The following is a 25,698-nucleotide window of genomic DNA, read 5'->3' as shown; positions in this document are numbered from 1 at the left end:
GAGCCAGCCCGCGCCCACCGGGAATTGGCGGTAGCTTTAGAGCGCGTCGCGTGAAGGCTTGCCGTCAACCAGGCGCTGGATGCGCAACGGGTTGGCGTTTTTCAGCGGCTCCGGCAGCAAGCTGTCCGGGTAGTTCTGGAAGCACACCGGACGCAGGAAGCGGTCGATGGCCAAGGTGCCAACCGAAGTGCCGCGCGCATCGGACGTCGCCGGATACGGCCCGCCGTGGACCATCGAATCGCACACCTCGACACCGGTCGGATAGCCGTTGAGCAGAATCCGCCCGACCTTCTGTTCCAGCAGTGGCGTCAGTTCGGCGTACTGTTCGAAGTCTGCCGGCTCGCCGATGATCGTCGCGGTGAGTTGCCCGTGCAGGCCGTTCAATGCAGCACTGAGTTGCGCTTGATCAGCCACTTCGACGATCACCGTGGTCGGGCCAAAGACTTCTTCCTGCAAGACTTCATCGCCCTTGATCAACAGGCTCACGTCAGCCTTGAACAACTGCGGCTGCGCCTGATTGCCTTGTTGCGGATTACCCGCCAGATGCTCTATGCCGGAATGCGCCAGCAGCTTCTGCAAACCGTTGCCGTAGCTGCCGAGGGTGCCGGCGTTGAGCATGGTTTGCGCCGGTTGATCAGCGATCAGGCCAGTCACTTGCTGGACGAACGCGCTGAATTGCGGCGACCGAATGCCGATCACCAGACCCGGGTTGGTACAGAACTGACCGCAGCCCTGCACCACCGAAGCGGTGAGGTCACGGGCGACGGTTTCCGAACGCGAGGCCAATGCCTGCGGCAAGACGATCACCGGGTTGATGCTCGACATTTCGGCGAACACCGGGATGGGTTGCGGACGCGCCGCCGCCATGTCGCACAGCGCTCGACCGCCCTTGAGCGAACCGGTGAAGCCGACGGCTTGAATCGCCGGGTGCTTGACCAGCCATTCACCGACGCCACCGCCGTAGATCATGTTGAACACGCCGGCGGGCATGCCGGTCTTTTCTGCAGCACGAATCAGCGCATCGGCGACCCGTTCCGCCGTGGCCATGTGGCCGCTGTGGGCCTTGAACACCACCGGGCAACCGGCGGCCAGCGCTGCAGCGGTATCGCCGCCAGCGGTGGAGAATGCCAAGGGAAAGTTGCTCGCACCGAACACGGCCACCGGGCCGAGGCCAATACGGTATTGACGCAGATCCGGGCGTGGCAATGGTTGACGATCCGGCAGCGCTTGATCAATCCGCGCCCCGTAAAAATCACCACGGCGCAGGACTTTGGCGAACAGCCGCATTTGTCCGCTGGTACGTCCGCGCTCGCCTTGAATCCGTGCGGCTGGCAACGCGGTTTCGCGACAGACCACGGCAACGAAGTCATCACCGAGGGCGTCCAGTTCATCGGCAATCGCGTCGAGAAACTGCGCGCGACGTTCGGCGCTGAGGCTGCGATAGGCCGGGTACGCGGCGGCGGCGGCTTTGGCGGCGGCGTCGACTTCTTCAGCCGTGGCCTGGATGAAGTCGTGCGGCAGCGGTTCGCCGGTGGTTGCGTCGACGGATTGCAATTTGACGTTGCCAGCCGCACTGCGCTGACCGCCGATGTAGTTGTGACCGAGAATCTGAGTCATGGGATCTCCTTAAAGGGTGCCGATGCTGTCCGGTTCAAACGCCGCGGGGACCGGGACGATACCGTTGACCAGCGGTGCGCCGAATTCGGCTTGGCTGATTTCGAATACGTCACCCGGCTGGGTGCGGATGCCATCGGCGAACGACAGGGTCGCGGTGCCGAAAAAGTGAATGTGTACGTCGCCCGGACGGAGGAACTGGCTGTACTTGAAATGGTGGTATTCGAGGTTGGCGAGGCTGTGGCACATGTTCGCTTCGCCGCTGAGAAACTCGTTCTGCCAGAGCACTTCGCCGTCACGCAGGATGCGACTGGTGCCTGCCAGATGTTGAGGCAAATCACCGGTGCGAAGTTCCGGGCCATAGCTGCAACTGCGCAGTTTCGAGTGCGCGAGGTACAGGTAATTCTTGCGCTCCATGATGTGATCGGAGAATTCGTTGCCGACCGCGAAACCGAGGCGATAGGGCTTGCCGTCGTTGCCGATGAGGTACAGGCCGGCCATTTCCGGCTCTTCACCGGCGTCCTCGGCAAACGGTGGCACCGGGAACGGCTGGCCGGGACGGACGACGATGCTGCCGTCGCCCTTGTAGAACCATTCTGGTTGTACGCCAGACTGCCCCGCCTTCGGTTTGCCGCCCTCCACGCCCCATTTGAAGATGCGCATGGTGTCGGTCATCGCCGCTTCGTCACCGGCCTGCTGGTGCATTTTGTCCCGGGCCGAGGCGCTGCCCAGATGCGTCAGGCCGGTGCCGCTGATCAGCATGTGTGCCGGATCTGGATGATCGAGGGGCGGCAGGACACGCCGTTGCGACAGCAGTTCGGCGTAGTCGTGACGGATGCCGAGGCCGAGGATTTGCACTTGCTGCTCAAGGGTGTTGCCCGCTTCGATGGCCGCCAGTGCCAGATCGCGGGTAGTGCGTGCGCCTTGCACTTCGCGCACCAGAGCGCCGTCCACCACGCCGACGCGGCGTTCGCGGTTGCTTAATTCGAATTGAACCAGATGCATGAATTTCTCCTATTCCCTCTAAAAACACCGCCGCTCCCACAGGGGCCAGTGTTGGTCAGTCAGGTGCGGGTTGCGCCCCGCGCGCTGGCGGCGAATTGTTCAACCGGCAGGACGTGTTTGCGCTCCAGCACGCGATACACCACGCCCGTCAGAATCAAACCGAACACCATCACCCCCGAGAGGAAGTACAGGCTGGACGCGAGATTGCCGGTGTACTCCTTCAACGCCCCGATCACGAACGGTCCGATATACCCGCCCAGATTCCCCACCGAGTTGATCAGCGCAATCCCCGCCGCCGCACTCGCGCCGGCAAAGAACCGCCCCGGCAGCGTCCAGAACACCGCCGTGCAGGAAAACAGCGCGAACGCCACCAGGCACAACGCCGCCAGTTGCGCCACCGGCAACGACAGCCAGGCACTCATGAACAGGCCAATCGCCCCCAGCACATAAAGGACGGCGAGATGGCCGTAGCGATCATTCAAACGGTCGGAACTGCGCGGCACGATGAGCAAACCGATGATCCCGAAGATGTACGGCACCGACGACACGAAACCGGTGACGAGATCGCTGCCGCCGAACTGTTTGATCAGCGTCGGCAGCCACAGGCCCAAGCCATAAATGCTCAACGTCACTGGCAGGTAAAACAGCGCCAGCAGCAACACGCGCTTGTCTTTCAATGCATGCAGCGGATTGCCGTGGCGGGTCTGGCCGTACTCCTGCAGGTCCTTTTTCAGCTCGCCGGTCAGCCAGTCTTTTTCCGCCTGATCCATCCATTTCACTTGTTGCGGGCCGTCCGGCAACCAGCGCAACACCGGCCAGGTCAGCAGGATCGCCGGCGTGCCGATGACGATGAACAGCCATTGCCAGCCGTGCAGGCCGAGTACGCCGTCCATGCCGAGCAAACCGCCGGACACCGGGCCGGTGATCATCATCGCGATCGGTTGCGAAAGAATGAACAGCCCGAGGATCTTGCCGCGATGGCGCACCGGGAACCATTGGGTGATGTAGTAGAGAACGCCGGGGAAGAACCCCGCCTCGGCGGCGCCGAGCAGGAAGCGCATCACGTAAAAACTGTGCGGGCCCTGGACGAACGCCATGCCGATGGTGATGGCGCCCCAGGTGATCATGATCCGCGCAAACCAGCGCCGCGCGCCGAAGCGTTCGAGCATCAGGTTGCTGGGAATTTCGAGGAGAAAATAGCCAATGAAGAACAGTCCGGCGCCGAGGCCGTAAGCCGCATCGCCAATGCCAATGTCGGCGCCCATGTGCAGCTTGGCAAAGCCGACCGCAGAGCGATCCACATAGGCGATCAGGTACAGCAGGATCAGGAAGGGAATCAGTTTCAGCGTAATTCGCCGGATTAGCCGCAGTTCCTGGCTCATGAGATCGGTCTCCGATTGTTGTTTTTATAGAACCTCGGGGGACGCCTCTCACGGTAAACCGTCAGGGCCATCCCTCCGTCGAAAACGACTATATAGTAATACTAATTCACCAACAACACTTCCAAACGTAGGATTTTGCGCTTAGATTAAGCCGTAGCTGGAACACTATAGTCATACAATAAGAGAATCGATCATGTCTGATAAGAAACCCACCCTGCGCTCCGCCCAATGGTTTGGCACGGCCGACAAGAACGGCTTCATGTACCGCAGCTGGATGAAGAATCAGGGCATCGCCGACCACCAGTTCCATGGCAAGCCGATCATCGGCATCTGCAACACCTGGTCGGAACTGACCCCGTGCAACGCGCACTTCCGCCAGATCGCGGAGCACGTCAAACGCGGGGTGATCGAGGCAGGTGGCTTTCCGGTGGAATTCCCGGTGTTCTCCAACGGCGAATCGAACCTGCGCCCGACCGCCATGCTGACCCGCAACCTGGCGAGCATGGACGTTGAAGAAGCGATTCGCGGCAACCCGATTGACGGCGTGGTGCTGCTGACCGGTTGCGACAAAACCACTCCAGCGCTGCTGATGGGCGCGGCCAGTTGCGACGTGCCGGCCATCGTCGTCACCGGCGGGCCGATGCTCAACGGCAAGCACAAGGGCAAGGACATCGGCTCCGGCACCGTGGTCTGGCAGCTCAGCGAACAGGTCAAGGCCGGCACCATCACGATTGACGATTTCCTTGCGGCCGAAGGCGGCATGTCGCGTTCGGCGGGCACCTGCAACACCATGGGCACCGCGTCGACCATGGCCTGCATGGCCGAAGCGCTCGGCACTTCCCTGCCCCACAACGCGGCGATTCCTGCGGTAGATGCACGACGTTATGTGCTGGCGCACATGTCCGGCATGCGTGCGGTGGAGATGGTTCGCGAAGATCTGAGACTGTCGAAGATTCTGACCAAGGAAGCCTTCGAAAACGCTATCCGTGTGAACGCGGCCATCGGCGGTTCGACCAACGCGGTGATTCACTTGAAAGCCATCGCCGGGCGCATCGGCGTCGAGCTGGATCTGGACGACTGGACGCGCATCGGTCGCGGCATGCCGACCATCGTCGACCTGCAGCCGTCCGGGCGCTTCCTGATGGAAGAGTTTTATTACGCCGGTGGTTTGCCTGCGGTGCTGCGCCGTCTCGGTGAAGCCAATCTGATTCCTAACCCGCATGCGCTGACGGTGAATGGCAAGTCCATCGGCGAGAACACCCAGGACGCGCCGATTTATGGCGAAGACGAGGTGATCCGCACCCTCGACAATCCGATTCGCGCCGATGGCGGTATCTGCGTGTTGCGCGGCAATCTGGCACCGCTGGGCGCGGTGCTCAAGCCGTCCGCCGCCACGCCAGCGCTGATGCAGCACCGTGGGCGTGCGGTGGTGTTCGAGAACTTCGACATGTACAAGGCGCGAATCAACGATCCGGAGCTGGATGTCGACAAGGATTCGATTCTGGTGATGAAGAACTGTGGGCCGAAGGGTTATCCGGGCATGGCCGAAGTCGGCAACATGGGTTTGCCGGCCAAGCTGTTGGCGCAGGGAGTGACGGACATGGTGCGCATTTCCGATGCGCGGATGAGCGGCACCGCGTATGGCACGGTGGTGTTGCACGTGGCCCCGGAAGCAGCCGCCGGCGGGCCTTTGGCGACGGTGAAGGAAGGCGACTGGATCGAGCTGGATTGCGCCACCGGGCGTTTGCATCTGGATATTCCGGATGCCGAACTGGCAGCGCGCATGGCCGACCTGCAGCCGCCGCAGCAGTTGCTGGTGGGGGGTTATCGTCAGTTGTACATCGACCATGTACTGCAGGCGGATCAGGGGTGTGACTTTGACTTCCTGGTCGGTTGCCGAGGGGCCGAGGTCCCACGCCACTCTCACTAACAGCGCAATGCTTCTGTGGGAGCGAGCCTGCTCGCGAAGAGGGAGTGTCAGTCGACATCTATTTGACTGATATGCCGCCTTCGCGAGCAAGCCCGCTCCCACATTTGGCTTGTGTGTCTGCCTCAAGATTGTCCGGTGCCTGCTATGATGCGCGGCATCTCCATCGCTCAGGATCGCGCCGTTCCCCATGGATTACCGCAAACCTTCCGACCGTAAAAGCATGCATTCGCGCATCGTCCAGGAACTGGGCATGCAGATCGTCTCCGGACGCTTTTTGCCCGACGACAAACTGCCCGCAGAAGCCCTGTTGTGTGAGGAATACGCGGTCAGCCGGCCGGTCTTGCGCGAAGCCACGCGGGTGCTGGTGGCCAAGGGTCTGGTGTACTCCAAACCCCGCGTCGGCACGGTGGTCAAGGCGCGCCGGGAATGGCACATGCTCGATCCGGATGTGCTGCACTGGCTGATGCAAAGCAGTCCGCAGAACGAATTTTTCAACGTGCTGACCAGCGTGCGCAGCATCATCGAACCCGCCGCTGCCGCCCTCGCCGCCCAACACGCGACCGATGCCGATATCGCGGCAATTGGTGAGGCCTACCAGCGCATGGAAGCGGCGCCGACGCCGGAAGCGTTGTTGCAGCCGGATCTGGATTTCCATAGCCGGATCGCCGATGCAACGCACAATGATTTGCTGGCGAACCTGTGCAACATGTTGTCGGTGGCGATTGCCGAGGCGTTGAAGCATTCGAATCAGCGGCCGAACCTGCATGAACTGGCGTTGCCTCGGCACAAGGCGATTTTGACCGCCATCGAAAATCGTGATTCGCTTGGGGCTCGGCATGCGACGCTGGTGCAGCTGGATGATGCCCGAAGTGCGTTGAGTGTTGTGCTTGGCGCTGAACTGACTTAAGGTTTGAGCCACAAAAAAAGCCGCAACCCTAAGGTTGCGGCTTTGTCGTTTCAGGCCTTCAGATCAGTGAGCAAACAGCGAGTTACCCTTCTGCCCCGCCAGCTTCTCAGGCTTGATCAGGAACTTCGCCAGTGCCGGCAGCAGCCACAGCGCACCGAACATGTTCCACAGCAGCATGAAGGTCAGCATCAGGCCCATGTCGGCCTGGAACTTGATCGCCGAGAAGATCCAGGTGCACACGCCAATCGCCAGGCACAGGCCGGTGAACAGCACCGCTTTACCGGTGGACTTCAGGGTCTGGTAATAGGCTTCCTGCAGCGGCAGGCCGGCCCGCAGGAAACTCTCCAGTCGGCTGTAGATGTAGATGCCGTAGTCGACACCAATCCCCACACCCAGCGCCACCACGGGCAGCGTCGCGACCTTCACGCCGATGCCCATGAACGCCATCAGCGCGTTGCCGAGTACCGAGGTCAGTACCAGCGGCAGGACGATGCACAAGGTCGCCGCCCACGAACGGAAGGTGATCATGCACATCACCGCCACGCAGATGTAGACCAGAATCAGGATGGTCAGCTCGGCCTGCTTGATGACTTCGTTGGTGGCCGCTTCGATGCCGGCGTTACCGGCCGCGAGGATGAATTCCAGGCCATCCTTGTTGTTGTCCCTGGCGAACTCCTGCACCGCGTTTACCGCACGATCCAGGGTTTCGGCCTTGTGATCGTTGAGGAACACCAGCACCGGCGCCACCGAGCAACTGTTGTTGTACAGACCGTCGGCGCGGGCAATCGAGTTGTTCAGCACGTCCGGGTTGCGCGACAGGGTTTCCCATTTCAGGTTGCCCTCGTTCATGCCCTTGATCATCTGCTTGGACACGGTCACCAATGAGATCGCCGACTGCACGCCCTCGGTGTTCTGCATCTTCCACATCAGTTCGTCGATGGGCGCCATGGCTTCGTAGCGCGAGCAACCTTCAGCCTTGGTCTTGACCATCACCACCAGCACGTCGGAACTGGTCGAGTAATTGCTGATGATGAAGTTGTTGTCCTTGTTGTAGCGCGAGTCCGGACGCAGTTCTGGCGCACCCTGGTCGAGATCGCCGATTTTCAGGTTCTGGCTGTACCAGAGGCCGCCACCGAAGGCGATCAGTGCCAGCACGACCGAGATGCGTGCCACTTTCGGGCTGGCGAAATTCGACAACAGGCGCCAGAACGGGTGTTCACGGTTTGCGTCCTTCTTGCTCTTGGCAATCGCCCGCTTGCTGATGCCGACATAGGAAATCGCTACCGGCAGCAGGATCAGGTTGGTGAACACGATCACCGCCACGCCGATGGACGCGCCGAAGGCCAGTTCACGGATTACGCCGATGTCGATGATCAACAGGGTGATGAAGCCCACCGCATCCGCGAGAATCGCGATCATCCCCGGCAGGAACAGTTGCCGGAACGTGCGCCGCGCGGCGGTCAGCGCGTTGTCGGCCTCGCTGGATTGCAGGGCGATCCCGTTGATCTTCTGCACGCCGTGGGAAATACCGATGGCGAAGATCAGGAACGGCACCAGCATCGAATACGGATCGAGCCCGAAGCCGAAAAAGTGCATCAGACCCAGTTGCCAGACTACCGCCACCAGCGTCGTACTCAATACCGCGATGGTGCTGCGCAGGCAGTTGGTGAACCACAACAGCAGGATCAGGGTGATGACGAACGCGATGCCGAAAAACATCACCACCATCACCAGACCGTCGATCAGGTCGCCGACCTTCTTGGCGAAACCGACGATGTGGATCTTGACGTTGGGGTTTTGCGCTTCGAACTTGTTGCGGATCTTGTCTTCGAGTTCATGGGAGAACTTGCGGTAGTCCAGCGCGAGCAGCTTGCCCTGGTCTTGCGGGTCCGGGTAGGACTCCAGCAACGGGATGTCGACGATGCTCGACTTGAAGTCGTTGGCCACCAGACGCCCGACCTGACCGGACTTGAGCACGTTGTTGCGCAGCAGATCAAGGCTGTCCTGCGAACCGTCGTAGCTCTGCGGAATCACTTCACCGCCGGCAAAACCTTCTTCGGTCACTTCGGTCCAGCGCACGCTCGGGCTCCACAGCGACTTCAGGCCGGAACGGTCGACGCCGGAGATGTAGAACACCTCGTCGTTGATCTGGCGCAGGGTCTCCATGTAATCCTTGGAGAAGATGTCACCGTCCTTGGCTTCCACCGAAATGCGCACGGTGTTGCCCAGGTTCGCCAGATCGTTGCGGTGCTCCATCATCTTCTCGATGAACGGATGCTGGAGCGGGATCATTTTTTCGAAACTGGTCGATGGACGGATCAGCGTGGCCTGCCAGAACAGGAAAATGCTCACCACCAGGCAGATCAGGATCACTGCCGGGCGATTGTTGAAAATCAGGCGTTCAAGGACCGTCGCCTTTTCCTGCTGAGGTGTGATCAAGGTAGTCATAGCCCCGCCTTCTTGTTATTAACTTCGGCGCCGTTTGGCAGCGTGGTGTGGATGCCACCCTGCCCGGTCAGAATCAGGTTGCCGTCGCCAGCGGCGGTGACGGAAGACAGCGAGATGCGATCCGCACGGTTGAATACGCTGAACGTCTCGCCATCGTCGCTGCTGCTGATCACCGAACCGCCGTTGCCGACGATCACAATCGAGCCGTCTTCAAGCAGGGTCGCGCCGGACAGGCCGAACTCCAGCGCGCCGCGTGCGGCTTTCAGCTCGACCTGTTCCCAATTGCTGCCGAAATCGGTGGAGCGGTAGAGATTGCCGCGCAAGCCGTAGGCCAGCAGGGTTTGCGGCTGCGCCGTGCCGATCACACCGAACAGCGAGCCTTCGTAAGGGCCTTCGAGTTTTTCCCAGGTCTGGCCCCAGTCGGCGGAGCGGAACATGCTGCCCGACTCGCCGACAATAAACAGCCCGGCGTCCTTCACCGCTGCGATGGCGTTGAGGTGGAACTGGTCTTCGTTGTCGAGGCGGTCGCTGACGTCTTCCCAGTTCTTGCCGCCATCGCTGGTTTCCAGCAGCGCGCCATAAGCGCCCACGGCAAGGCCGCTGTTGATGTCCTTGAACCAGACGTCGAGCAGCGGCGATTCACGTTTGAGGTCTTCGAACTGTTTGGTCCAGGTCAGGCCACCGTCTTCGCTGGCGAGGATCTGCGCGTCATGGCCGACGGCCCAGCCGTGCTTGTCATCAACGAAATACACGGCGGTCAGCAGTTGCCGGGTTGGCACCTTGGCCTGGCGCCAGGTCTTGCCCTGGTCATCGGAATACAGAATGTGCCCGCGATCCCCGACGGCGACCAGACGCGCTCCGGCGTGGACAACATCCAGTATCAGACTTTTTGCGGCTTTGGCGGATTCAGTGGCATAGACCGCGTCGGCGGGCGCCTGGGCGGCAATCACAGGTGCCGACAACGTGACGAAACCCAGCATGGAGAGTGCTGTGGCCAGCAAAGCGGTGTTGCGTAACGCCGGCGGGCGGCAACGACTCATAGACCTTTCCCTCTTTATTATTGTTAGGCCATTTGGCCTTCAAGGGCGCCGCAAGTGTGCTCCGCTGATGGCTGGTCAGAAGCATAGTCCTGAAACCCGCAATCCAGAGCGCCTTCGGAAGCTGGCTCATCCTATCGGGCTTTCGAAACGTCTGACAATCGGCGCCACGTTATCTTTTGTTAACCGAAAGCGGCCCTCTACCGACGCTGATTTGCATTGTGGGAGCGAGCCTGCTCGCGAATGCGGTGCACCAGTCACCCAGTTTATTGGCTGACCCACCGCTTTCGCGAGCAGGCTCGCTCCCACAGGGTTTAGAGGCGGTCTTGGGATTTGTGGTTGTCAGTGAATGCAGCGCCATTCGCCGGATGGATGCGGCAAATCTTGCGAGGGGGACTTGCACGATCGGTATTATGGTATACCATCAGACGCACAGACACTCTCAATCCCCCTACGGAGCAGCTCATGAGTTTCGAAATTCGCAAGATCGTCAGCTATGTCGAAGAAACCTTCATCGAAGGCGGCAAGGCCACTGACAAGCCAGTGACCATGGTTGGCCTGGCCGTGGTGATGAAAAACCCTTGGGTGGGCAACGGTTTCGTTGAAGACCTCAAGCCGCAGATCCGCGCCAATTGCTCCGACCTCGGTGCGCTGATGGTTGAGCGTCTGGTCGGCATCATCGGCGGTGCGGAAAAAATCGAGGCCTACGGCAAAGCCGCCGTGGTCGGTGCTGACGGCGAGATCGAACACGCCTCCGCCGTGATCCACACCCTGCGCTTCGGCAATCACTATCGCGAAGCGGTCAACGCCAAAAGCTACCTGAGCTTCACCAACAAACGCGGTGGCCCAGGCACTTCGATCCAGATCCCGATGATGCACAAGGACGACGAAGGTCAGCGTTCGCACTACATCACTCTGGAAATGCAGATCGAAGACGCGCCGCGCGCCGACGAAATCGTCGTGGTGCTGGGTTGCGCCGACGGTGGCCGCCTGCACCCGCGCATCGGTAACCGCTACATCGATCTGGAAGAACTGGCCGCCGAAAAAGCCCAGTAATCACAATAAAAAGGCATTGCAGGAGCGCTCCATGATTCGGCTCACCGCTGAACTCACCCCGGCTGGCACCAGTTACCTGGCGACCGGCCAAGGCCAGCCCGTGGTTTTGATCCACGGCGTGGGCCTGAACAAAGAAATGTGGGGCGGCCAGATTGTCGGCCTGTCCAGCCAGTACCGGGTGATCGCCTATGACATGCTCGGTCATGGCGCCAGCCCGCGACCGGCCAGCGGCACCCACCTGCTCGGTTATGCCGATCAGTTGCTGGAGTTGCTCGATCACTTGAATCTGCCGCAGGCAGCCGTGATCGGTTTCTCCATGGGCGGTCTGGTCGCGCGCGCCTTTGCCCTGCATTACCCGCAGCGCCTGCAAAGCCTGGTGGTACTCAACAGTGTGTTCAACCGCAGCGAAGAACAGCGAGCCGGTGTCATCGCACGCACCGCACAAGCCGCCGAGCACGGCCCGGACGCCAATGCCGAAGCAGCGTTGTCACGCTGGTTCAGCCGTGAATATCAGGCCGCCAATCCGGCGCAGATCGCCGCGATTCGCCAGACCCTGGCCGGCAATGATCCGCAAGGCTATCTGACCACCTACGAGCTGTTCGCCACCCAAGACATGTACCGCGTCGACGACCTGGGCAGCATTCAGGCGCCGACGCTGATCGCCACCGGTGAACTCGATCCGGGTTCGACCCCGCAAATGGCCGAGCAACTGGCCCGACGCATCCCCGGTGCGAAGGTTGCCGTGCTGCCCGAGCAACGGCATATGATGCCCGTAGAGTCACCGCGTCTGGTCAATCAGACGCTGCTGGAATTTCTCGCATTCGCACACGCCCGACCCAACCCTATAAAGGGGATCGTTGCATGACACTCGCACGCTTCCAGATGTGCATCGGCGGAGAATGGGTCGACGCCCTCTCCGGCAAGACCTTCGACAGCCTCAACCCCGCCACGGCACAAGCCTGGGCGCAATTGCCCGACGCCGATGAAGCAGACGTCGAACGCGCCGTACAATCGGCACAAGCCGCTTTCGACAGCCCGGCGTGGCGCGGCCTGACCGCGACCGCACGGGGCAAATTGCTGCGCCGCCTCGGTGATTTGATTGCCGAAAACAAAGAACAACTGGCGCAGCTGGAAAGCCGCGACAACGGCAAACTGATCCGCGAAACACGTGGTCAGGTCAGCTATCTGCCGGAGTTCTTCCACTACACCGCAGGCCTGGCCGACAAGCTTGAAGGTGGAACGCTGCCGCTGGACAAGCCTGACCTGTTCGCCTACACCGTGCACGAAGCGATGGGCGTGGTCGCCGCGATCATTCCCTGGAACAGCCCGCTGTACCTGACCGCAATCAAGCTCGCCCCGGCCCTCGCCGCCGGCAACACGATTGTGATCAAGCCCTCCGAGCACGCTTCGGCGACTATTCTTGAGCTGGCGCGTCTGGCCCTCGAAGCCGGAATTCCGCCGGGCGTGGTCAACGTCGTCACCGGGTACGGCCCGAGCACCGGCGCCGCCCTCACCCGCCATCCGCTGATCCGCAAGATCGCCTTCACCGGCGGCGCGGCGACGGCCCGGCATGTGGTGCGCAGCAGCGCCGAAAACTTCGCCAAGCTGTCGCTGGAACTGGGCGGCAAATCGCCGAACATCATCTTCGCCGACGCCGATCTGGACAGCGCGATCAACGGCGCGATTGCCGGGATCTACGCGGCGTCCGGGCAAAGTTGCGTGTCCGGTTCGCGCCTGTTGGTGCAGGACGACATCTACGACGAGTTCGTCAACCGACTGGTGGAACGCGCCCAGCGCATTCGCATCGGCAACCCGCAGGAAGACAACAGCGAAATGGGCCCGATGGCCACCGCGCAGCAACTGGCGGTGGTCGAAGGTCTGGTCGCGGATGCCATCGCCGAGGGCGCGCGTTTGCGCACCGGCGGCAAGCGTCCGGCGAATCTCGGCGAAGGCTGGTTCTATGAGCCGACGCTGTTCGAATGCGACCGCAATTCGATGAAGATCATGCAGGAAGAAGTGTTCGGTCCGGTGGCTTCGGTGATTCGATTCAAAGACGAAGCCGAAGCGCTGGCGATTGCCAACGACTCGCAGTTCGGCCTCGCCGCCGGCATCTGGACCCGCGATCTGGGCCGCGCCCATCGCCTCGCTCGCGATGTCCGTTCGGGCATCATCTGGGTCAACACCTACCGCGCGGTGTCGGCGATGGCGCCGATTGGCGGTTTCAAGAACAGTGGCTATGGACGCGAAAGCGGCATCGATTCGGTGCTGGCTTACACCGAACTGAAAACGGTGTGGATCAACCTTTCCCAGGCGCCAATGCCTGATCCGTTTGTGATGCGCTAGGAGTCCTGCGAAATGATCGAACCCGGCATTTACAAAGACGTCATGAGCTCGTTCCCCTCCGGCGTCACGGTGGTCACCACCCTCGACCCGGAAGGCGGCATCGTTGGCATCACCGCCAGCGCCTTCAGCGCGCTGTCGATTGACCCGGCGCTGGTGCTGTTCTGCCCCAACTACGCTTCCGACACTTATCCGATCCTGCGTGACAGCAAGAAATTCGCGATCCATTTGCTCTCCGCCGACCAGACCGCCGAGGCCTACGCCTTCGCCAGTAAAGGCAAGGACAAGGCCAAGGACATCGAATGGCATCTGAGCGAATTCGGTAACCCGATCCTCGGCAAAGCCACGGCGATCATCGAGTGCGAGCTGTGGCGTGAATACGATGGCGGTGATCACGCGATCATCGTCGGCGCGGTGAAGAACCTGATCCTGCCGGCACAACCGGTGACGCCGATGATTTATCACAAGGGCAAGCTCGGGCCGTTGCCAACCCTGGCCTGAGGCAACCATGCAAAACCCTGTGGGAGCGGGCTTGCTCGCGATGGCGTCCTGTCAGTCGACATCCATGTTGAATGATCCACCGCATTCGTGAGCAAGCCCGCTCCCACAAGGGAATGGTGGTAAATGGAGGATTCATGAGTAACGACAAGTACGACAAAGGCCTGAAAATCCGCACTCAGGTCCTCGGTGAAGCCTATGTCCAGCGCTCAATAGAGAACGCCGACGACTTCACCCGCCCTCTCCAGGAAATGGTCACCGAATACTGCTGGGGCCACGTCTGGGGCCGAGAGGGTTTGTCGCTCAAGGAGCGCAGCATGATCAACCTGGCGATGATCTCGGCGCTCAACCGTCCGCACGAACTCAAGCTGCATGTGCGTGGCGCCTTGCGTAACGGCCTGAGTCGTGAGCAAATACGCGAAATTCTGCTTCAGGTCGGCATTTATTGCGGCGTTCCGGCAGCCGTGGACAGTTTCCGGCTGGCCCGTGAAGCCTTCGCAGAAGCCGACACCGAAGCCTCAGTTAACCCCTCGGCTGTTTAGATGCCCGTCTGGCATGGACAGCCAACCGAAAGAGCGGATCCCATGAAACGCCTGCCACTCGACGACAGCTTCAAGGTCAATCGCAACCCCGTTACCCTGCGCGAAATCGTGCTGGATAAACTGCGTAGCGCCATCATGAACTTCCAGCTTCTGCCGGGCGACCGCCTGGTCGAACGCGATCTGTGTGATCGCCTGGGCGTGAGCCGCACGTCGGTACGCGAAGCCTTGCGTCACCTCGAATCCGAAGGTCTGGTGGAATTCGCCGACGCCAAGGGCCCGCGTGTCGCCATCATCACCTTGGCCGATGCCGTCGACATCTACGAACTGCGTTGCGTGCTCGAAGGCCTGATCGTGCAACTGTTCACCCTGCGCGCCAAGGCCAAGGACATCAAAGCCCTGGAAAAAGCCCTCGACGACAACCGCAAGGCGTTGAAGGACGGCGAACTGCAACAGGTGATTGACTCGGTGCAGGGCTTCTACGACGTGCTGCTGGAAGGCTCTGGCAACCATGTCGCGGCGACTCAGCTGCGCCAGTTGCAGGCGCGCATCAGCTACTTGCGCGCGACCTCGGTATCCCAGGAAAACCGTCGCGGCGCGAGTAATCAGGAAATGGAAAAAATGGTCGCGGCGATCAAGAGCGGCGACCCGCTGGTGGCGCACCAGGCCTGTGTCGATCATGTTCGCGCAGCGGCTGCCGTGGCCCTCGACTATCTCAAGCGCAAACAGGAAGAAACAGGCGCCACGCCTGCAATCACCCTGCCCATCGCGCTGAAAGAACCGCGCATAGGTCAATGACATGTTCAGCCCGAGCTTTTGCCCGAAATGCGGTGGCCCTGACCTCGGTCAGCAAGTGCCGCCGGGCGATACGCACGAGCGCCTGATGTGCCGCGGCTGCGGCTACATCCACTACGTCAATCCGAAGATCATTGCCGGCTGCATCATCGAGCAAGACGGCAAATACCTCTTGTGCCAACGGGCGATTCCCCCGCGCCCCGGCACCTGGACGCTGCCGGCCGGGTTCATGGAAAGCGGCGAAACCACCGAGCAAGCGGCCATCCGTGAAGTCTGGGAAGAAAGCGGCGTGCGTGCGGAAATCCTCTCGCCGTATTCGATTTTCAGCGTGCCGAAGATCAGCGAGGTGTACATCATCTTCCGCGCCATGGCGCTGGAAATCACCGGCCAGTACGGCCCTGAGACCATGGATTACAAATTCTTCGCGCCTGACGACATCCCGTGGGAACAGATTTACTACCCGGCGATCCGGCAGATTCTTGAGCGCTACATCGAAGAACGCCAGGCTGGGGTGTATGGGATCTACATGGGCAATGACGACAGCGGCAAGATTCACTTTATCCGTTGATCACCACCTATCCCACAGGGGGTTTAGTGGTGCTTGTTAGTGTGGGGCAATGCCCTCGACGATGATGATCTCTGCCCTCGCCCATTCTTCGCGGTAACTTTTCGCCTCCTGGTACGCCGCCGAGTGGTAGCACGCCACAGCCTTCTCATAGCTCTCGAACTCGATCACCACGCTGCGCTGCGGCGTCTTGCGCCCTTCCATCGCTTCGCTGCGCCCGCCCCTCGCCAGAAATTTCGCACCAAACTCAGCGAACGCCGCCGGCGCGCGCTGGGTGTATTGGCTGTAGTGATCGGCATCGGCTATATCCACATGAGCAATCCAGTACGCCTTCATAGTGACCTCTTTGTTGATTTTGTATTATGGTATACCAATATATTTCCAACGAACCCTGAGAGTCCAGCATGGCCTTCAATAGCATCGAAGAAATCATCGAAGATTATCGCCTCGGCAAAATGGTCCTGCTGGTCGATGACGAAGACCGCGAAAACGAAGGCGACCTGTTGCTGGCCGCCGACCGTTGCACGCCCGAGGCGATCAGTTTCATGGCCCGTGAAGCGCGCGGGCTGATTTGCCTGACCCTGACCGACGAACACTGCCAGCGTCTGGGCCTGGAGCAAATGGTGCCGGCCAATGGCAGCGTGTTCAGCACCGCGTTCACGGTGTCGATTGAAGCGGCGGTTGGCGTGACCACCGGCATCTCGGCGGCGGATCGCGCCTGCACCGTTGCCGCTGCCGTCGCGCCGAACGCTCGCGCTGAAGACCTGGTGCAGCCAGGCCATATCTTCCCGTTGCGCGCCAAGGAAGGTGGCGTGCTGACTCGCGCTGGTCATACCGAAGCGGGCTGCGATCTGGCCCGACTGGCCGGTTTTACGCCGGCCTCGGTGATCGTCGAGGTGATGAATGACGACGGCACGATGGCCCGCCGACCTGACCTGGAAGTATTTGCGCGCAAGCACGGGATCAAGATCGGCACCATCGCCGACCTGATCCACTATCGCCTGAGCACCGAACACACCATCGAGCGGATTGGCGAACGCGAGCTGCCAACAGTGCACGGCACCTTCCGCTTGATCACCTTTGAGGACCGCATCGAAGGCGGCGTGCACATGGCCATGGTCATGGGCGATCTGCGCCGCGAAGAGCCGACGCTGGTGCGCGTGCATGTGATTGATCCGCTGCGTGATCTGGTCGGTGCCGAGTACAGCGGGCCCACCAACTGGACGCTGTGGGCGGCGTTGCAACGGGTTGCTGCTGAAGGTCATGGGGTTGTGGTGGTGCTGGCCAATCATGAATCGTCGCAGGCGTTGCTGGAGCGCGTGCCGCAACTGACCCAGCCGCCACGGCAGTTCAGTCGTTCGCAATCGCGGATTTATTCCGAGGTTGGGACCGGGGCGCAGATTCTGCAAAATCTGGGGGTGGGCAAACTGCGTCACCTGGGCCCTCCTCTGAAATACGCAGGCTTGACCGGGTATGACCTGGAAGTGGTCGAGAGCATTCCGTTCACCGAATAACCCACAAAACCATATTCCCTGTGGGAGTTTCTGTTTCAAATACATATGTCCTGCGGGGCAAAAACGCATATTCGCCAGATAACCGGTAAGGCAAAGTGCTTGCACAAAGTTTGGAATACCATAATATGATATTCCATAGACCGGACACTCGAACGAACGTCCAGCTACTGCTCCCGACAGGCGGGCAACAACGCAAGCCCGCTCAAAAACACAACAATGAGGGCGTGAAAATGGTGTTGAACAAAGCTGCAACCGCGATCTTTTTTGCGGGACTGCTCAGCGTTACCGGCCAGGCTGCCATGGCTGCCGAAAGCGTGAATTTTGTCAGCTGGGGCGGAAGCACCCAGGATGCGCAGAAACAGGCATGGGCCGATCCGTTCAGCAAGGCCAGCGGCATCACCGTCGTGCAGGACGGCCCGACCGACTACGGCAAACTCAAAGCCATGGTCGAGAGCGGCAACGTGCAGTGGGACGTGGTCGATGTCGAAGCTGATTTCGCCCTGCGCGCCGCCGCTGAAGGCCTGCTCGAACCCCTCGATTTCAAAGTCATCCAGCGCGACAAGATCGACCCTCGCTTCGTCAGCGATCACGGCGTCGGCTCGTTCTTCTTCTCCTTTGTCCTCGGCTACAACGAGGGCAAACTCGGCGCCAACAAGCCGCAGGACTGGAGTGCGCTGTTCGACACCAAGACCTACCCCGGCAAACGCGCCCTCTATAAATGGCCAAGCCCTGGCGTGCTCGAGCTGGCGCTGCTGGCCGACGGTGTAGCGGCTGACAAGCTCTACCCGCTCGACCTCGACCGCGCCTTCAAGAAACTCGACACCATCAAGAAAGACATCGTCTGGTGGGGCGGCGGCGCGCAGTCGCAGCAATTGCTGGCCTCCGGTGAAGCAAGCATGGGCCAGTTCTGGAACGGTCGCATTCACGCCCTGCAAGAAGATGGCGCACCGGTGGGCGTGAGCTGGAAACAGAACCTGGTCATGGCCGACATTCTGGTCATCCCCAAAGGCTCGAAAAACAAGGACGCGGCGATGAAGTTTCTGGCCGCTGCCAGCAGCGCCAAAGGCCAGGCCGACTTCTCCAATCTGACCGCCTACGCCCCGGTCAATCTCGACAGTGTGGAGCGTCTGGATTCGACGCTGGCCCCCAACCTGCCGACTGCCTACGCGAAGGATCAGATCACTCTTGATTTCGCGTACTGGGCCAAAAACGGCCAGGCCATCGCGACACGGTGGAACGAATGGCTGGTCAAATGAAAATGGCGGCCACCGCGTCCCGTCCCTCCACTGCCACCGGGAGCGCGAACAGCGCTGCCGGTTCGGCCCAAGGAAAACAGGCGGTTGCGATGCAGCAAGCCCCGTCCCTCAGACAACGCTGGCGCGGCGCCGGCAATCTCGCCCCGGCGCTGCTGTTCATCGGCCTGTTCTTTCTCGCGCCGCTGATTGGCCTGCTGTTGCGCGGCGTGCTCGAACCTGTGCCGGGTCTTGGCAACTATGAACAACTGTTCGCCAACTCGGCCTATGCACGGGTGCTGCTCAACACCTTTTCGGTGGCCGGGCTGGTGACGCTGTTCAGCCTGCTACTGGGTTTTCCGCTGGCCTGGGCGATCACCCTGGTGCCGCGCGGCTGGGGTCGCTGGATTCTGAACATCGTGCTGCTGTCGATGTGGACCAGCCTGCTCGCCCGCACCTATTCGTGGCTGGTGCTGCTACAGGCATCCGGCGTGATCAACAAGGCCTTGATGGCGATAGGCATCATCGATCAGCCGCTGGAAATGGTGCACAACCTTACCGGCGTGGTGATCGGCATGAGCTACATCATGATCCCGTTCATCGTCCTGCCGTTGCAGGCGACCATGCAGGCCATCGATCCGATGATTCTGCAGGCCGGCTCGATTTGCGGTGCCAGTCCGTGGACCAACTTCTTCCGGGTGTTCCTGCCGCTGTGCCGGCCGGGTCTGGCCTCCGGTGGCTTGATGGTGTTCGTGATGTCGCTCGGTTACTACGTGACCCCGGCGCTGCTCGGCGGGGCGCAGAACATGATGCTGCCGGAGTTCATCATTCAGCAGGTGCAATCGTTCCTCAACTGGGGCCTGGCCAGTGCCGGCGCCGCGTTGCTGATCGCGATCACCTTGGTGCTGTTCTACTTCTACCTGAAGCTTCAGCCGGAATCCCCGGTTGGCGCCAGTAACGCGAGGTAAGCCGAGATGCTCCTGACTCCCAATGCGATGAGCCGCCGCATGCGTTTCGGCCTCTACGCCACCACCGGGCTGATCGGTCTGTTCCTGCTGTTGCCGATCGTGTTCATCGTGCTGCTGTCGTTCGGCTCCTCCCAGTGGCTGGTGTTCCCACCACCGGGCTGGACGCTGAAATGGTACGGCCAGTTCTTCTCCAACCCCGACTGGATGAACGCCGCAGCCGCCAGCCTCAAGGTGGCCGTGCTGACCACGATCTGCGCCGTGGCCCTCGGTTTGCCGACTGCGTTTGCGCTGGTGCGCGGACGTTTCCCGGGCCGGGAAATGCTCTACGGCCTGTTCACTTTGCCGATGATCGTGCCATTGGTGATTATTGCCGTGGCGGTGTACGCGCTGTTCCTCAAGCTCGGTTACACCGGGACGATGTTCGCCTTCGTGGTCAGCCATGTGATCGTCGCGCTGCCGTTCACCATCATCTCGATCATCAACTCGCTGAAGCTGTTCGATCAGTCGATTGAAGACGCGGCGGTGATCTGCGGCGCTTCGCGTCTGCAAGCGGTGTTCAAGGTCACGTTCCCGGCGATTCGTCCGGGCATGGTCGCCGGCGCCCTCTTCGCCTTCCTGGTTTCGTGGGACGAAGTGGTGCTCAGCGTGATGATGGCGAGCCCAACCCTGCAAACCCTTCCCGTGAAAATGTGGACCACCTTGCGCCAGGATCTGACGCCAGTGATCGCCGTCGCTTCGACGCTGCTGATCGGCTTGTCTGTTTTGGTCATGGTGATCGCCGCCGCACTGCGCCGGCGCAACGAAATCAGCGCTTGAGCGCCAGGAGTACGACATGAGTGCCGTGATCAAAGACGCCTCCCAGCAGAATGACAAACCTCTGGTCAGCCTGCGCAACCTGAACAAGCACTACGGCGACTTTGCCGCCGTCGACAACATCTCGCTGGACATCAAGGACGGCGAATTCCTGACCTTCCTCGGCTCCAGCGGCTCGGGCAAAAGCACCACGCTGTCGATGCTCGCCGGGTTCGAAACACCGAGCAGCGGCGAGATTCTCGTCAACGGTCAGTCGCTGGTGAACGTGCCGCCGCACAAGCGCGACATTGGCATGGTGTTCCAGCGTTATTCGCTGTTTCCGCATCTGTCGGTGCGCGACAACATCGCGTTCCCTTTGGCGATCCGCAAACTCGCCGCTGCCGAACGTGACAAACGCGTCGATGCAATGTTGAAACTGGTGCAGCTTGAGCCGTTCGCCCATCGCCGTCCCTCGCAACTGTCTGGCGGTCAGCAGCAACGTGTGGCCATTGCCCGTGCCTTGGTTTACGAGCCACGCATCTTGCTCATGGACGAACCGCTCGGTGCGCTGGATAAAAAGCTGCGCGAGGATTTGCAGGATGAATTGCGCCAACTGCACCGCCGTCTGGGTATCACCATCGTCTACGTGACTCACGACCAGGAAGAAGCCATGCGTTTGTCGCAGCGCATTGCGATTTTCAGCCACGGCAAGATTGTCGGTCTAGGCAGCGGTTATGACCTTTACCAGAATCCGCCCAATGCGTTTGTCGCGTCGTTCCTGGGCAACTCGAACTTCCTCAAGCTCAAGGCGCAGGGCAATGCAGCGGCGAGTTTTGAGGGGCAGTCGTTGTCGATTCGACTGACGACGGGGTTGCACACCGATCAGGATGTGTTGCTGATGGTGCGCCCGGAAAAGGCCTTGGCGTTGAGTGTGCCGCAGGCAATCAGCGAGCCGTTGGCGGCAGGCTGGAACGAGGTTTCGGCGAAGGTGGTGGAAGTGCTGTTTCTCGGTGAGAGCCAGACCTGCAGCGTAGTCACCTCGGGCGGAACGTCGATGACGGTGAAAGCCTTGTCCGCCGCCGGCATGCCGCTCAAGGCCGGCGATCCGGTGCACGTGCGCTGGGCCACCGCTGACGCCTGCGTCTACACAGAGTGGACCGACAGCGACCTCAACAAAGCGGCCGGTTCCCACTGAAATCGTGTTGTCTGTGAGATTTACCCCCTCACCAGCCCTCTCCCCCAAGGGGGCGAGGGGGAAAGGGAGCCGATCTCATGTTGTTCAAAACCTGAGTTCGACGCTGCATTCTCAGGTCGCTGTAACTTGTCCAAACAACCCGGTCAGTCCCCTCTCCTTCTGGGAGAGGGCTAGGGTGAGGGAACCAGTCAACACGGTCTCAGGTAATGGCGCGGTGACCTTCAATCTCATCCGGCCAGGCCGTGAGGATTTCAAACCCCGTCTCCGTCACCGCAACCATATGCTCCCATTGCGCCGACAACGAGCCATCCTTGGTCAGCACGGTCCAGCCGTCCGGCATGTTCTTCACATGACGCTTGCCAGCGTTGAGCATCGGTTCAACGGTAAAAATCATCCCCGCCTTGAGTTTCATGCCCTGATTGGGAAAGCCGTAATGCAGAATCTGCGGCTCATCGTGATAGACCTTGCCAATCCCGTGCCCGCAATACTCGCGCACGACACTGAAGCCTTCTTTCTCCGCCAGCGTCTGAATCGCGTGGCCGATGTCGCCCAGTGTCGCGCCCGGTTTCACCACCCGAATGCCCGCGCACATGGCGTCGTAAGTGGTCTTGATCAGGTGCTGCGCCTCAGGTGTGGCCTCGCCGACCACGTACATGCGGCTGGTATCACCGAACCAGCCGTCCTTGATCACCGCGATGTCGAGGTTGACGATGTCACCATCCTTCAACGGCGTGCCCGACGGGATGCCGTGGCAGACCACATCGTTGACCGAGGCGCAGACGGTTTTCGGAAAACCGTGATAACCGACGTTGGCCGGCACGGCTTTCTGCACGTTGACGATGTAGTCGTTACACAGCCGATCCAGTTCATCGGTGGTCACGCCGGCCTTGACGTGCGGCACCAGCATCGCAAGGACTTCAGCGGCGAGCTTGCCTGCCGCCCGTGATTGCGCGATCTCGGCAGGGGTGTTGATCTTGATCTGGTTTCTCATGCGCTGACGGCTTCCTGAGTCAGTTGTTGCAGATCCAGCCCGCCGTTCTGTTCGGCGCGGATCAGCAAGCGGCAAATGGCGCTGTGGTCGAGGTTGGGGTGCAGTTCGGCGAGCATGCCGATGCGCATCCAGTGCTCGGCCTGTGCGTTGATCGAGCGGCTGAGCGCAGTGCTGGAGATGCGCAGATTCTCGTGCATGTCCTCTGAAATCTTTACGATGCCCATATATGAATCCGATACGATGTGTATATGGATCATATATTAGCCAAGCATCGCCAGGAATTGCAAACACACGCTGATCGCTACCTCGCTTTGCAGGAGCACGATCATGTCGCCGGGTAAATTCCAGGCAAAAAAAAGCTGCCAGAGTCGGCAGCAAAAACTTCAAGAACACGCGATGTATTGGGCTCAGCATAGACGCCGGATAATGACAGTGTCATGACAGCCATACATTCATTGAACCGCCCCTGCCCCGTCATCAGGATGTCATCAAGATCACGGCAGAATCGTCGCAAACCGTCTTGAGCCTCAGGCGGATGCTCTGCAAGGATTCCCATGAAAGACGACGCCTCGCTGTTTGCCGCCATCGACCTGGGTTCGAATGCCTTTCGCCTGATGATCGGCCAGTCGGTGCGCAGTCGAAAGGGCCTGCAGATTCAGGAAGTCAAAACCCTGCGCGAGCCGGTGCGCCTGGCCGAGGGGTTTGATGGCGGTGCACTGGATGCGTTGGCCCTGGATCGCGGCTGGCAGGCGTTGGCACGGTTCGGCAAGAAGCTGCGCGGTTTCGAGGCCGGTCGGGTGCGTGCGGTGGCGACCAGCGCCGTTCGCGAGGCCGACAATGCACAGCTGTTTCTCGCCAGCGCCGAACGGCACCTGGGTTTCCCCATCGACGTCATTTGCGGGCACGAAGAGGCGCGGCTGGTCTACGCCGGCGTGACCCATGCCTTGCCGAGCGCCGCAGACATGCGTCTGGTGGTCGACATTGGCGGCGGCTCGACCGAACTGATCCTCGGCCAGGGCTCGCAGCCATTGCTCACCGAAAGCATCGCCATCGGCAGCGGCACCCTGAGCACGCGTTTCTTTCGCGGCGGCGAGGTGTCCGCCGGTGCGTTGCAAGAAGCCGAACGCGTCGCCATCCTCGCGTTTGAGAAAGTCGCCCGGCGTTATCGCGCGCAGGGCTGGCAGCAAACCATCGGCTCCTCCGGCACCGCACGCATGCTCGCCAAAGTGCTCAAGGCCAATCGCCTCAACGACTACGGTCAGGACGGCATCACCTACGGCGGGCTCCTGCGCCTGTCGCTGCTGATGCTCAAAGTGAGCAACGTGCAACAACTCAAGCTCGCCGGCCTGCAACCGCATCGCCAGAGCATCCTGCCCGGCGGCCTGGTGTTGATGCTGGCCGCGTTCAAAGTGTTCGGCATTGCGCAGATGCTGCCGTCTGAACCGGGCCTGCGTCTGGGGGTGCTGCACGGTTTGATGAGCCGCCATTAATCCTCGCCCGGGCAGATTCGTCTCCCCTTCAGCGGCCTGATCGTCTACCATGCCGCCGCCGGTTTCCACACGGGATTAATAGGGAATCCGAAATGCTTGCACAGCATCAATCGGAACTGCCCCCGCAACTGTAGGTGCTGAGCCTGCTCCACGACTGCCACTGGGATGATGCCCGGGAAGGCCGGAGCCAGGCGATGACGCATCAGTCAGGAGACCTGCCGGCACAGTGACTGACTAACCGGCGGGGTGTCCGGGAAGGACATCGTGCCGTGCGCGTCTTCGCGACTTGACCGGCCTTGCGCTGTTGCCCAGACGGCGTTCGATGGTGTGTTTCCAAACCGTACTCTCCCGTTCCCTGTACGGTTCCATTGGAGACTTGCCCATGCTGCCCCGCGTTGCCACCCTGATCACCGGCCTGAGCCTTTGCACATTGGCCCAGGCGGCACCGACTGCCTATCCGTTGACCGTCGAAAACTGCGCAAGCACCCTGACCTTCGAGCACACGCCCACGCGCACCGTGACCATCGGCCAGGCCGGCACGGAAATGCTCTACGCCCTGGGCCTGGGCGACAAGGTCGTCGGTACTTCGCTGTGGTTCAACGACGTGCTGGCCAGGTACAAGGGGCAGAACGACAAGGTCGAGCGCCTGGCCGATAACGAGCCGAGCTTCGAAGCCGTGATCGGCAAACGCCCGGAACTGGTCGCCGTGGAGCTGGAATGGATGGTCGGCCCGCAGGGTGCCGTCGGCACTCGCGAGCAGTTCCATGAACTGAAAATCCCCACCTATCTGCTGCCATCCGATTGCGAAGCCAAGGACAATCTGGTCGGCGCCGACGGCACGCGACTGGCGCCTTTCAGCATCGACAGCATCTACAAAAGCGTGAGCCAACTGGCGCAGATTTTCGATGTGCAGGATCGCGGTGAACGGCTCAATGATCAGCTCAAGGCCAGCCTCGCCAACTCCATCGCTACCGCGCAAGGCAAACGACTGAAAGACGCCAGTGCGCTGGTGTGGTTCTCCAGCGCGCAAATGGACATCGAGCCGTTCGTGGCCGGACACAAAGGCGTTCCGGATTTCATGCTCACCACCCTCGGCCTGCGCAACGTCGTGCAATCCGATGAAGAGTGGCCGACGGTCGGCTGGGAAACCATCGCCAAGGCCAACCCGACGTTCCTCGTCATCGCGCGCATGGACCGCCGCCGCTTCCCGGCTGACGACTATGAAAAGAAACTCGCCTTCCTGCGCAGCGACCCGGTCACGCGCAACATGGACGCGGTGAAAAACAACCGCATCGTCATTCTCGATGCCATGGCGATGCAGGCCAGCCTGCGCGTGTTCGAGGGCATTGAGCAATTGGCCACGGCCATCAACGGCTATGACCTGTCGAAATGAGCGCAAG

The 25,698-nt window shown here is 60.9% G+C and carries 25 protein-coding genes and 1 riboswitch; of the genes, 16 read left to right on the top strand and 9 right to left on the bottom strand.

Going from position 1 to position 25,698, the window contains the following annotated elements; all coding sequences use genetic code 11:
* Window positions 1–36 precede the first annotated feature (36 nt).
* The 3 genes from AACY19_RS10965 to AACY19_RS10955 are packed head-to-tail and all read right to left on the bottom strand — an operon-like array spanning window position 37 to window position 4,001.
* Window positions 37–1,617, bottom strand: a complete 1,581-nt coding sequence (locus AACY19_RS10965; RefSeq protein WP_339450254.1) for an aldehyde dehydrogenase (NADP(+)) — start codon at window positions 1,615–1,617, stop codon at window positions 37–39.
* A gap of 9 nt (window positions 1,618–1,626) precedes the next feature.
* Window positions 1,627–2,619, bottom strand: a complete 993-nt coding sequence (gene araD1 / locus AACY19_RS10960; RefSeq protein WP_339450253.1) for an AraD1 family protein — start codon at window positions 2,617–2,619, stop codon at window positions 1,627–1,629.
* A gap of 59 nt (window positions 2,620–2,678) precedes the next feature.
* Window positions 2,679–4,001: an MFS transporter gene (locus tag AACY19_RS10955; protein WP_339450252.1), complete on the bottom strand. Its 1,323-nt coding sequence runs from the start codon at window positions 3,999–4,001 to the stop codon at window positions 2,679–2,681.
* A gap of 193 nt (window positions 4,002–4,194) precedes the next feature.
* On the opposite strand from AACY19_RS10955, the gene AACY19_RS10950 reads away from it, so the two are divergent.
* Window positions 4,195–5,931 carry an IlvD/Edd family dehydratase gene (locus AACY19_RS10950; protein WP_339450251.1) on the top strand — a complete coding sequence of 579 codons (1,737 nt, stop codon included), beginning with the start codon at window positions 4,195–4,197 and terminating at the stop codon, window positions 5,929–5,931.
* 187 nt (window positions 5,932–6,118) lie between these two features.
* Window positions 6,119–6,838, top strand: a complete 720-nt coding sequence (locus tag AACY19_RS10945) for a FadR/GntR family transcriptional regulator (protein ID WP_339450250.1) — start codon at window positions 6,119–6,121, stop codon at window positions 6,836–6,838.
* A gap of 63 nt (window positions 6,839–6,901) precedes the next feature.
* Here the strand turns inward: AACY19_RS10945 and AACY19_RS10940 are convergent, their stop codons facing one another.
* Together AACY19_RS10940 and AACY19_RS10935 are read right to left on the bottom strand one after the other, a co-directional pair.
* On the bottom strand, window positions 6,902–9,286 hold the full coding sequence (locus AACY19_RS10940) for an efflux RND transporter permease subunit (RefSeq protein ID WP_339450249.1): 2,385 nt from the start codon (window positions 9,284–9,286) through the stop codon (window positions 6,902–6,904).
* On the bottom strand, window positions 9,283–10,326 hold the full coding sequence (locus AACY19_RS10935) for a WD40/YVTN/BNR-like repeat-containing protein (RefSeq protein WP_339450248.1): 1,044 nt from the start codon (window positions 10,324–10,326) through the stop codon (window positions 9,283–9,285). The genes AACY19_RS10940 and AACY19_RS10935 overlap by 4 nt, the downstream gene beginning before the upstream one ends.
* A 462-nt stretch (window positions 10,327–10,788) precedes the next feature.
* Between AACY19_RS10935 and AACY19_RS10930 the strand changes: the two genes are divergently transcribed.
* The 7 genes from AACY19_RS10930 to AACY19_RS10900 all read left to right on the top strand — a co-directional run bounded on the left by AACY19_RS10930 (window position 10,789) and on the right by AACY19_RS10900 (window position 16,119).
* The gene (locus AACY19_RS10930; protein WP_007917992.1) at window positions 10,789–11,379 is read left to right on the top strand and encodes an amino acid synthesis family protein; all 591 of its coding nucleotides are present in this window, start codon (window positions 10,789–10,791) and stop codon (window positions 11,377–11,379) included.
* Between the two features lie 31 nt (window positions 11,380–11,410).
* Window positions 11,411–12,244 carry an alpha/beta fold hydrolase gene (locus AACY19_RS10925; RefSeq protein WP_339450247.1) on the top strand — a complete coding sequence of 278 codons (834 nt, stop codon included), beginning with the start codon at window positions 11,411–11,413 and terminating at the stop codon, window positions 12,242–12,244.
* The gene (locus AACY19_RS10920) at window positions 12,241–13,722 is read left to right on the top strand and encodes an aldehyde dehydrogenase (protein ID WP_339450246.1); all 1,482 of its coding nucleotides are present in this window, start codon (window positions 12,241–12,243) and stop codon (window positions 13,720–13,722) included. Before AACY19_RS10925 ends, AACY19_RS10920 begins: the two co-directional genes overlap by 4 nt.
* 12 nt (window positions 13,723–13,734) lie before the next feature.
* On the top strand, window positions 13,735–14,220 hold the full coding sequence (locus AACY19_RS10915) for a flavin reductase family protein (RefSeq protein ID WP_339450245.1): 486 nt from the start codon (window positions 13,735–13,737) through the stop codon (window positions 14,218–14,220).
* Window positions 14,221–14,354: 134 nt separating this feature from the next.
* A complete protein-coding gene (locus AACY19_RS10910) occupies window positions 14,355–14,759 on the top strand; it encodes a carboxymuconolactone decarboxylase family protein (protein ID WP_339450244.1) in 405 nt (134 codons plus the stop codon).
* A gap of 42 nt (window positions 14,760–14,801) precedes the next feature.
* Complete coding sequence (locus AACY19_RS10905) at window positions 14,802–15,554, top strand: GntR family transcriptional regulator (protein WP_339450243.1); 753 nt, start codon at window positions 14,802–14,804, stop codon at window positions 15,552–15,554.
* Window position 15,555: 1 nt separating this feature from the next.
* On the top strand, window positions 15,556–16,119 hold the full coding sequence (locus AACY19_RS10900; RefSeq protein ID WP_339450242.1) for an NUDIX hydrolase: 564 nt from the start codon (window positions 15,556–15,558) through the stop codon (window positions 16,117–16,119).
* 36 nt (window positions 16,120–16,155) lie between these two features.
* Here the strand turns inward: AACY19_RS10900 and AACY19_RS10895 are convergent, their stop codons facing one another.
* Window positions 16,156–16,452: a DUF1330 domain-containing protein gene (locus AACY19_RS10895; RefSeq protein WP_339450241.1), complete on the bottom strand. Its 297-nt coding sequence runs from the start codon at window positions 16,450–16,452 to the stop codon at window positions 16,156–16,158.
* 68 nt (window positions 16,453–16,520) lie between these two features.
* Between AACY19_RS10895 and ribBA the strand changes: the two genes are divergently transcribed.
* From ribBA to AACY19_RS10870, 5 genes are all read left to right on the top strand, one after another.
* Window positions 16,521–17,630, top strand: coding sequence for a bifunctional 3,4-dihydroxy-2-butanone-4-phosphate synthase/GTP cyclohydrolase II (gene ribBA, locus AACY19_RS10890; RefSeq protein WP_095050094.1), 1,110 nt, complete (start codon window positions 16,521–16,523; stop codon window positions 17,628–17,630).
* A gap of 230 nt (window positions 17,631–17,860) precedes the next feature.
* The gene (locus AACY19_RS10885) at window positions 17,861–18,886 is read left to right on the top strand and encodes an ABC transporter substrate-binding protein (protein ID WP_007918009.1); all 1,026 of its coding nucleotides are present in this window, start codon (window positions 17,861–17,863) and stop codon (window positions 18,884–18,886) included.
* On the top strand, window positions 18,883–19,830 hold the full coding sequence (locus AACY19_RS10880) for an ABC transporter permease (protein WP_339450389.1): 948 nt from the start codon (window positions 18,883–18,885) through the stop codon (window positions 19,828–19,830). The genes AACY19_RS10885 and AACY19_RS10880 overlap by 4 nt, the downstream gene beginning before the upstream one ends.
* Before the next feature lie 6 nt (window positions 19,831–19,836).
* Window positions 19,837–20,646: an ABC transporter permease gene (locus AACY19_RS10875; RefSeq protein WP_007918021.1), complete on the top strand. Its 810-nt coding sequence runs from the start codon at window positions 19,837–19,839 to the stop codon at window positions 20,644–20,646.
* A 16-nt stretch (window positions 20,647–20,662) separates the two neighbouring features.
* Window positions 20,663–21,817 carry an ABC transporter ATP-binding protein gene (locus AACY19_RS10870; RefSeq protein WP_339450240.1) on the top strand — a complete coding sequence of 385 codons (1,155 nt, stop codon included), beginning with the start codon at window positions 20,663–20,665 and terminating at the stop codon, window positions 21,815–21,817.
* Between the two features lie 199 nt (window positions 21,818–22,016).
* Here the strand turns inward: AACY19_RS10870 and map are convergent, their stop codons facing one another.
* The 3 genes from map to AACY19_RS10855 all read right to left on the bottom strand — a co-directional run bounded on the left by map (window position 22,017) and on the right by AACY19_RS10855 (window position 23,364).
* A complete protein-coding gene (gene map, locus AACY19_RS10865) occupies window positions 22,017–22,808 on the bottom strand; it encodes a type I methionyl aminopeptidase (protein ID WP_339450239.1) in 792 nt (263 codons plus the stop codon).
* Window positions 22,805–23,032 (bottom strand): TA system antitoxin ParD family protein, encoded by a 228-nt coding sequence (locus AACY19_RS10860; protein WP_115984937.1) that lies wholly within the window; start codon window positions 23,030–23,032, stop codon window positions 22,805–22,807. The genes map and AACY19_RS10860 overlap by 4 nt, the downstream gene beginning before the upstream one ends.
* A gap of 101 nt (window positions 23,033–23,133) precedes the next feature.
* Window positions 23,134–23,364 (bottom strand): hypothetical protein, encoded by a 231-nt coding sequence (locus AACY19_RS10855; RefSeq protein ID WP_339450238.1) that lies wholly within the window; start codon window positions 23,362–23,364, stop codon window positions 23,134–23,136.
* On the opposite strand from AACY19_RS10855, the gene AACY19_RS10850 reads away from it, so the two are divergent.
* On the top strand, window positions 23,363–24,298 hold the full coding sequence (locus AACY19_RS10850; RefSeq protein WP_339450237.1) for a Ppx/GppA family phosphatase: 936 nt from the start codon (window positions 23,363–23,365) through the stop codon (window positions 24,296–24,298). The genes AACY19_RS10855 and AACY19_RS10850 overlap by 2 nt on opposite strands.
* A gap of 42 nt (window positions 24,299–24,340) precedes the next feature.
* A riboswitch (cobalamin riboswitch) is annotated at window positions 24,341–24,535 on the top strand.
* A gap of 145 nt (window positions 24,536–24,680) precedes the next feature.
* Window positions 24,681–25,691, top strand: a complete 1,011-nt coding sequence (locus AACY19_RS10845; RefSeq protein ID WP_339450236.1) for an ABC transporter substrate-binding protein — start codon at window positions 24,681–24,683, stop codon at window positions 25,689–25,691.
* Window positions 25,692–25,698: the final 7 nt, after the last annotated feature.

This window comes from Pseudomonas sp. EA_5y_Pfl2_R50, from assembly GCF_963970475.1.
Lineage (GTDB): Bacteria > Pseudomonadota > Gammaproteobacteria > Pseudomonadales > Pseudomonadaceae > Aquipseudomonas.
Note: the sequence above shows the minus strand (reverse complement) of the source record. Positions and strands in the feature narration are given on the sequence as shown.